The sequence below is a fragment of the Rhodopirellula sp. UBA1907 genome, from assembly GCF_002337565.1.
GTDB classification, from domain to species: Bacteria; Planctomycetota; Planctomycetia; order Pirellulales; family Pirellulaceae; genus Rhodopirellula; species Rhodopirellula europaea.
Genome location: NZ_DDGH01000086.1, coordinates 31477 through 40081, shown reverse-complemented (window position 1 = coordinate 40081; position 8605 = coordinate 31477). Strand labels below are relative to the sequence as shown.

8 protein-coding genes are annotated in these 8605 nt (G+C 54.4%); 6 read left to right on the top strand and 2 right to left on the bottom strand.

Translation table 11 applies throughout. The features are described from left to right. Window positions 1–865, top strand: an 865-nt coding sequence (locus B2R17_RS19250; RefSeq protein WP_286765248.1) for a tetratricopeptide repeat protein, incomplete at its 5' end; no start/stop codon positions are given. A 203-nt stretch (window positions 866–1068) separates the two neighbouring features. Beyond that, a complete protein-coding gene (locus B2R17_RS19245; protein WP_286765247.1) occupies window positions 1069–1848 on the top strand; it encodes a class I SAM-dependent methyltransferase in 780 nt (259 codons plus the stop codon). A 70-nt stretch (window positions 1849–1918) separates the two neighbouring features. Here B2R17_RS19245 and B2R17_RS19240 read toward each other — a convergent pair whose 3' ends face one another. Both B2R17_RS19240 and B2R17_RS19235 read right to left on the bottom strand, forming a co-directional pair. Continuing rightward, window positions 1919–2707, bottom strand: a complete 789-nt coding sequence (locus B2R17_RS19240) for a hypothetical protein (protein ID WP_286765246.1) — start codon at window positions 2705–2707, stop codon at window positions 1919–1921. A gap of 211 nt (window positions 2708–2918) precedes the next feature. Then, window positions 2919–4064 (bottom strand): acyltransferase family protein, encoded by a 1146-nt coding sequence (locus B2R17_RS19235; protein WP_143549355.1) that lies wholly within the window; start codon window positions 4062–4064, stop codon window positions 2919–2921. Between the two features lie 1003 nt (window positions 4065–5067). Between B2R17_RS19235 and B2R17_RS19230 the strand changes: the two genes are divergently transcribed. The 4 genes from B2R17_RS19230 (at window position 5068) to B2R17_RS19215 (ending at window position 8516) form a co-directional block, all read left to right on the top strand. Continuing rightward, entirely contained in the window at window positions 5068–5706 is a 639-nt protein-coding gene (locus B2R17_RS19230) for a hypothetical protein (protein ID WP_286765245.1), read from the top strand. Window positions 5707–5870: 164 nt separating this feature from the next. Further along, window positions 5871–6152: a DUF5676 family membrane protein gene (locus B2R17_RS19225; protein ID WP_286765244.1), complete on the top strand. Its 282-nt coding sequence runs from the start codon at window positions 5871–5873 to the stop codon at window positions 6150–6152. Continuing rightward, window positions 6153–7016 (top strand): class II glutamine amidotransferase, encoded by an 864-nt coding sequence (locus B2R17_RS19220; RefSeq protein WP_286765243.1) that lies wholly within the window; start codon window positions 6153–6155, stop codon window positions 7014–7016. A gap of 141 nt (window positions 7017–7157) precedes the next feature. Beyond that, the gene (locus B2R17_RS19215) at window positions 7158–8516 is read left to right on the top strand and encodes an APC family permease (RefSeq protein WP_286765242.1); all 1359 of its coding nucleotides are present in this window, start codon (window positions 7158–7160) and stop codon (window positions 8514–8516) included. The last annotated feature ends 89 nt before the right edge of the window (window positions 8517–8605 follow it).

Here is an 8605-nt window from a genome sequence, read left to right as displayed (position 1 = left end):
GCATGGTTTGTCCACCCATCACAATCTTGGTCATGGTTACAGCAGTTTAGGGCATGGCGGCTACGGGCACGGAATTGGGTTGGGTTTCCACTTGGGATCAGGTATCGGTCATCACGTGTACTATCCCCACTACGATACCTATGGGGGATACTATGCGGGCGTTTATCCGTACTCGTATTATGATGCCGGTCTTTACTCCTCGGCTCCCGCTTCGGTTTACGTTGCCGGTTCATCGCAAACGCCGCAAAGTTATTCCGTTGCGAAGCCGGCGATTCCAGACGCTGCATCCGCTACAGCCTCATCGAACAGCCCTTCGGATGAATCGTATCGACTATCTGCCGAAGCTGCATTCCGTGCCGGGCAGTTCGGTCAAGCGGCGAAACTGGTTAGTCACGCTTTGGTCGAAGATCCAGAAAACGTCCAGCTTCAATTGTTGCTCGCCCACGCATTGTTCGCTTCGAGTGACTATCGCGGTTCCGCGTTGACAATTCATCGCGCCGCCTCCATCGGCGGCTTGAGTGAACTTGGTTACCACGTCAAGAATTGGCGGAATTTGTACCGCGATGGCAGCTATACCGAAGCCATGAATCGTCTCAACAAGTTTGTCGCCGAGAACCCCGATGACGCGGCGGCGAGGTTCGTCAGAGGCTACCATTTCCTGTACTTGGACAACCATGCCGACTACGCCAAGAGAGAGTTATCCAAGGCGTTGGAACTGGAACCGGGCGATCGCTTGGCGTCAGACTTGATCGCAAGATTAGATGGCGATCCGATCGGACCACCGACTTTGGACGCCGAGCCGTTAGAGTCCGCGTCTTCCGCGACGCCCGCCGTCGATGATCATTCCACACACACCCACCCTTAGACTTGAAAGTTACGAACGGACCGATTGCTATGGGCTTATCCGGTACAGTTCAAAACTGCCGAAGCTCCGTTGCAGTTGTTCATTCGCGTCGTTTTGAGCCGTAAATGCAGTCCACACGTAAGATCAACTTGCAATGCCCAGTTTGTGGGATTGCTCAATTTCGGTTTCGCTTCGAGAAAAAGGGCCGTGATTTTTGGCGGTGCATGTCGTGCGCTGGTGAGTTGCTGTATCCGTTGCCAACGGTTGACGAACTGGAAAAGTACTACGACGAAAGCTATTCGGCGGGCATGTATAGCGATTTTGCTGCCGCTCAAACGATGAAACGCATGACGGCTCATAGCCGTCTGTCAGAACTAAGCCGATACGTCCCGAGCGCCAGTGGCGGTCGATGGCTGGATGTTGGGTGTGCTGACGGAACGTTTGTGGCGGTTGCCAAGGAGAATGGTGCGGATGCCCAAGGTGTCGAACTTTCGGAAACGGCTGTGGAACTCGCTCGGAAGGCCGGCCTGAACGTTCACTGTGGGACGGTTGATTCGCTACCTGACGATGCCCGTTTCGATACCGTCACGGCATTTGACGTGATTGAGCATGTGTTGGACCCTCGTAACTTCATTCATGATTTGCGCATGCGAGTTCGCGATGGCGGGCATATCGTCCTGACACTTCCCGACCTAAACTCGATGGCCCGCCGGTTGATGGGATCGCGATGGTATTTTTACATTCCTGAAGAACACTTGCACTATTTCAATCGCCAGAATCTAAGCCTGCTACTCCAAGAAGAAGGATTCACCGTCAAAGCGGCTTGCCGAATGTACAAGCCATTGACGTTCGACTACTCGCTCGTCCAATTCGCTGAATACAACTCGATGATTCACCGAGTGCTCAGTACCATCGGGAACTTAATCCCATCCCGGCTACGATCAAAAGTCATTCCGCTTCCGATCGGCGAAATGATGCTGATCGGCCAATACAACGCAACATAACATTGAGGATTGGTGAAATACCCCAGTTTTGGGAAGCGGGCTGCTTTGACGCGCTATCGAGTGAATTGGTTTATCTCAAATCCATCCCGCCGAAGGCATCAATTTCGTGCGGGCGTGCCAATTGAATCTTCCGTCCTGTGAACGCTTCGAGCTTTTGGTGCAAGCTACCGATGCGTTGTTTCATGTTGGACAAGAATCGGTTTTGATTCGCGTCCTTCTTGTGTGTTGCCATTGAGTTGCTGAAACCCATTGACTCCATCTCGGCAAAGTGTGACTCGTCGTACGTCGGTTGAACCAACTCAGCCAACTTGCCATTTCGCCACATCGTCGCCTGTTCGAGGTGAATGGTGGCCGCGTTGAGTTCCCGGCAAACGCAAGTCACATCGCCATCGGCCCCGTCCTTCTCCAATTGACAGCAGCAGGTGTCGCTCTGGACGCAGTGGTGTGAAGCCAGTGCGACGTGTGCTTCGACAAAGGCTCGTTGCAGTTCGCTATACGCCTGAACCTCGCCACGCTCAACCGCTGACGCCAACAGCTTCAGGTCATTGACCGACTTCTCGATCGCCACCTGAGATGTTGCGTCGGCACGAGCCGCTTCGAGCCGCAAAAACGCCAACGCGGTTCGCAGCGACGATGCGGCTTTCTTGTTGTTGCCGGAGAGAAAATGCTTCCTCGCTAGCTGAAAGTTCTCGCAAGGCTTATTCACGAAGGCAGACAAGATATCAGCGTCCACGACGACTTTGTTTGCCGCATGATGTCCCGCGTGCTCTTGGCCTAATGCAGACGAGGCAGAACCTGTGACACCCACAGCCACTGCCAAAGATGTCACGACCAGCGTGACTTTGAGTGCTCGCAACATTTTTCTTTCCCTTCATTCCGTGTGATGGAGCAACCTAATTCATCCGTGTTCGTGGCATCGACAGTTGCTCACCAGCAGCTTCAGCGTCGTACGCCAGGATGCCGGTGTTTCCACGAAATGGCTCGTCATCGGGCGACGTTTTTCGCCTAAGCCGCATACTCCCCCAGGGTATCGAGGCTCTCCGTTTGACGCCCACCCTCTGTCCCTGCGGTTAGGCCACTTTGAAGTGCCGCTTCAGTTGCAAGCAGTGTTTTTCCAGAATGTGCCAGCTCAGCAGAGCGATCCCGTAGGTTAACAAAAACATGAATGCGATGTAGCACAGATGAGCGATGATTGAATCATCACCCCCGAATCGCTCAAAGACACTCATCGAAGAAGGCAACATTGCCACCAATGGAATTAGCGGGCTTTGAAAGACATACATCGCGTAGCTGTACTTTCCCAGCGAACGCAGCAACGACGATCGAAACAACCGTCCCAGGTTCATGCGACTTTCCGGTCGTAATACGACCGCAATCAGCAAGGCAAACGTCACCGGAAACGCAGTCTCAGCAGCGGTTAAAAAACGCCTGTTGAAAAGCGCGATTGCCAACGTCGCTAGTGCAGTGACCACAAGCCCAATTCGCAGGCGGTTGATACCGACTGTTCGATCGTTTCCGTCGCTTCGCGTTCGCTGATGGATGATCAGCATGGCTCCGATCAACATGGCGTCAAAGCGAAAGAAGCTGAAGACGTCGGTCGCAACGTCATTTTGACTCATCGCCGCAAATGCGATTCGGCTGGATAAACAGACGACGAATCCGATGGTCGCCACCCGAAGCAACCATCGGTTCGGCACCGTGAAAATAATCGTCGGCCAAATCAGGTAGAAGTGTTCCTCCACCGCCAGTGACCAGAAGTGATCCAGGCGTCCAAAGTTCCATTGCCCAGCCAGGCTCATGTGAACGTTGGTTAGGTACGTCCACAAGTAGAACTGCTTGTCGGTCGCTTGCTCAAACGGGTTATCGCGACCGGTCAAAATCGGGATGATGACGACGAAGATGGTGAGAGCGACGAAGTAGAGCGGAAAAATCCGCAGACTTCGGCGGGCCAAGAAATTGCGGTACCGATTGGTTGTCGATTTTGCGTCGAGCAACACTCCGGTGATTAGGAAGCCAGATAGAACGAAGAATAATTCGACGCCGCGACTCCCCAAGGTGAGCGCATCGTGCAGCAAGCCACCGAGCCGGGTGTCGATCGGAATGTCGCGGCTAAAGCGATAGAGCGTGACGAGCAAAATCGCCAAACCTCGAACCCCATCCAATTCTGGAATGTGTTTCGAGGTGGCGTTTGTTGGCTTGGTGGGCGAACTACTCATGCCCTCACGTTCGATCCGTCGTTGGTTTGACGTTGAGACCGTCAATCAATGCTGATGACCAGCATGCGGATCATTGGCGACCGGAGCTGAACCGGTCGTGGGCGCGGACACTGCATTGGACATGGGCATAGGAGGTGCCTGATTGCTGCTAGGTGCAGCGGGCTGGCCTTGCAAGGGTGCGCTCCCGGACGTGCTGAGCTGCATCATCGTGGGCAATGCTGTTGGTGCTTCGCCAGTCTTGCTTTGGCAGCAACTCGAACCGCCATCGGCACAGCAACTTGATCCTCCGCCAGCACAGCAGCTCGGGACGTTGCCGGTGAGATTAGAAAACGGCGAAGTCGCCAGTGACGAGGCAGGTGAGTGCTGAGCCGGCATGGTTGTTCGCGCGTTCATTGGCATCGCAGCGCGCGGTGCCGCGTAATTGGCGGGCGGATTCGAGTAGGCAGGGGGATTCGAGTAGAAGGGCGCAGCGGAATAGTCGCTTGGGCCGTACTGACTCGGGGCTGGTTGATAAGCGGGCGATGCGATCGGAAACCCGCCTCCTGAGTAGTACGAGGCGATCGGAGCGTTAGTGGCGACTGTCGCTTGAGCACCACCCGAACATCCGCAACCAGCATTCGCCTGGGCGGGGACGCCGATCAATCCAGCCAGTGCTACCGCAGCCATGAACATTTTCATCATCAAAATCTCTTAGTGGGGTTTCGGAAAGGTGAACATGGCCGGTTGGATGCACCGAGTCGTCGAATCCTTCACAGAAAATTGAGATCGGTCAGACTGCCGCACTTTGCTGGCATTTGGCTCTGGTGGGCCTCCAGGCAATTCACGAATGCTTCAGACGCGCGGATCTCAAAAAAGATTCGGAGTTCCTGTGAAGAATCCGATCAGGCCAAGCATCTAACCGGGCAACGTACAACGTTTTGTTTCGTGATCACCCAAATAGTGTCGAGTGTCGGCTCGATCGCGAAAAATTGGTTTCCCCACCCTGAATCGAAGGATTCTCCGAATGACGATCAAACGATCACCCCTTTTGTTTTCGCTGGCCCTTGGATTGTTTATCAGCAGCGTTGGTTCACTGTCCGCGGTGGCTCAAGAGCACAACCACGCGGGCCACGATCACGAGGCCATGATGAAGGCTGAGAAAAAGATCGAAACGGCTTTGTCGACGCTTTCGGCCGAGGACCAAAAATACGCGAAGGCTCAACGCTTCTGCCCGATCATGACCTACGACCGCCTCGGCTCCATGGGCACACCTCTGAAAGTGATGATCGAAGGCAAGCCGGTCTTCTTGTGCTGCAAAGCATGCGTAGACGACGCCACGAAGGGTGGCGAGAAAACGGTCAAGACGGTCATGAAGTTGCGTGATTCAACGGCGACGCTCGCCAAGCTGCCCATGGAAGAACGCATGGCAGTCGAAGCACAAAAGTATTGCGCCGTCGCGAACACGAGCTTCCTCGGCTCAATGGGCGCACCGCTGAAACTGGAGATCGACGGCAAGCCGGTCTACTTGTGCTGTGGCGGCTGCACGAAGAAGGCGCAAGCCGACCCGTCCGGAACATTGGCAAAAGCCCAAAAGCTGATCAAAGCCGGAACACTTGAAGGCCACGATCACGCCGCGCACGGACACGGCGATCACAAGCACTGATGTGAAGCGAGCTGGGACTCACGGAGTACAAATTTTTCCCCATCTCCCTGAGACTCCCCCTCTCTTTGACTCCATCCCAAACGGGTCGCATCAGTCATCACTGATACGACCCGTTTTCGTTAGGTCACCCAATCAAGTCTTCAATTCTAACCGAAGGCAAAGCGATGCAGAAACTGTCACCCATGCGATTTGGCCTCGGCCTCGGTACCTCTTGGTCCCTGTTTTACTTGCTGTGCATTTTGACGATGAATCTGTTGCCGCAGCAGACAACCGTCTGGTTGTTCAACGTGTTTTTTCACGGCCTGGATGCCAGTTCGATCATGCGGTGGGACATTCCATTGTGGGAGTCGGCCGCGAGTTTGGTTTTGAGTTTTCTTGCTGGATGGTTGTGTGGTTTCACTTTGGCGATCGTCTACAACTTCGGCTTGAAATCGGAGTCGGCCTAGATGTGCCGTTTCGTCCTTTACCGCGGCGAGCCGATCACCATCGACACCCTGACGACACGCCCCAAGAACTCGATCATTCACCAGAGTTTCCAGAGTCAACTGGGCGAACAACCGCTCAACGGCGACGGGTTCGGTTTGGCGTGGTATGTACCGGACTTGTCGGATTCGCCAGCACTGTTCCGATCGACGCAACCGGCTTGGAATGATCGAAACCTGCAGCAACTCGCCGAGGTTTCTAAGAGCCATTTGATCCTGGCCCACGTTCGTGCCGCCACCGGCGACACCGACGTATCTCAAGCGAATTGTCATCCGTTCGTTGGCGGTCGTTTCGCGTTCATGCACAACGGTTCGGTGGCAAACTATCACCAAGTCCGCCGTGGTTGGATGCAAACTCTTCGTGATGAATCATACGATCAAGTTCGTGGTCAAACCGATTCGGAATTGATGTTCGCATTGTTTCTTGGCGAGCTTGGCGATTCAAATGGGATCGGTCCAATGTCCGAAGCGGTCCAAAACGTGATTCGCAGGGCCGAGCGAACGCGAACTGAACAGAAAATCGAAGAACCGAACTTTTTGAACTTAGCGGTGACGAATGGTCGCGAGGTCGTCGCGACACGATTCGCTTCCGACAACGCAATACCCCGCAGCTTGTTTGTCGCTCAGGGCGAAGGTTGCGAATGTGAAGACGGTGAGTTTCTGATGAAAACGACGGGGACTCATCAACAGAAACCTAGTCGAGCAGCGTCCACAGTGATCGCTTCGGAACCACTGAGCGATCAACCGCTGTGGACCGAGGTTGCTCCAGGTCAGCTACTGACTATCTCCAGCGACGGCAGACTCACAAACGAACCTATACGCATCTAGGCAAGCACAAGATTCAGTAGTGGACAACGTAACGAATCCAAACTGATCCGATACCGTGGCATGTTATTTGGCGCCCGTGTGAGATGTAGGTCTCTATCGGGCCCCTTTCTCCCTGCCCCCACTCTCCCAACTAGACAAAGCATGAGCGAAGAATCCTCCGGAAGCAACCAATACGAAGAAAACAGTCTCTCGTTGACCGGATCGGTCGCGATGGGCACCGGTGTGATGATTGGGGCTGGAATTTTCGCGCTCACCGGGCAGGTGGCTGAGCAAGTCGGTGGCCTCTTTCCGCTCGCGTTTCTTGCTGCTGCGATCGTTGCCGGCTTCAGCTCGTATTCGTACGTCAAGATGGCTCAAAAGTATCCATCGGCTGGCGGCATCGGAATGTTTCTGATGAAGGCTTACGGCAAAGGCACCGTAACGGCGGGTATGGCGCTGCTGATGTACTTTTCAATGGTCATCAACGAAAGTCTCGTCGCGCGGACGTTCGGAACCTACTCGCTGCAATTGATAAATGTCGAAGACACCGCGTTTTGGACGCCGGCGTTGGGAGTTGGCCTACTGATTGTCGTGTTTCTAATCAACATCATGTCCACGAGTTTCATCGGCAAGTTCTCGCTCGTGACGGCGGCCATCAAAATCGGTGGCATTCTGATTTTCGCTGGGGCCGGTTTGTACGTTTCTGGATTGTCGTTCGAGTCGATCGGCGCGACCGAACGAACGTCGGGTACGAGTTTTCTATCTGCGACGGCGTTGGCATTACTTGCCTACAAGGGCTTCACCACGATCACCAACAGCGGCTCGGAAATCAAAGAGCCAACCAAGAACATTGGTCGCTCAATCATTTGGTCGCTGTCGATTTGTTTGATCATCTACCTTCTCGTCGCATTGGCCGTATCCGGCAATCTGAGCGTCTCGCAGATCATCGAACACCGCGATTACGCTTTGTCGAAAGCCGCCGAACCCGCGTTCGGGCAGTGGGGCCGTTACTTCACGGTGGGTCTGGCCGTCATCGCGACGATCTCGGGATTGCTCGCCAGCACGTTCGCTGTGTCGCGGATGCTGGCGATGCTGAGCGAAATGAAGCTTGTGCCGCACAAGCATTTCGGGATGCCCGGCGATATGCAACAACACACGCTCGTTTACACCATCGTGATCGCCATCGCGCTAACGACCTTCTTTGACCTGGGGCGCATCGCATCACTCGGAGCGATCTTCTACCTCGTCATGGACGTTGCCATTCATTGGGGCGTGCTACGGCATTTGAAAGAAGATGTCAAAGCGAACACCGCCATCCTTGTCACTGCGATCGCGCTCGACATTGTCATTCTCGGCGCGTTCGTATGGATGAAGGCGTCCAGCGACATGTTGGTGATCTGGGTTTCCATTGTCGGCTTCATCTTGATCTTCGCCGGTGAACGTTGGTTCCTGGCCCGCGTCGATGATTCCGATGATGAACATCAACACAACGACCAACAGAAAAAGCAACACGCAACATAGGAGTACGCCATGACCACACGGACCAACCATTCACCCTGGCTTTCCATCCTCTGGATTCTTTGCCTTGCGATCCCGCTGGTGTTCCTGCT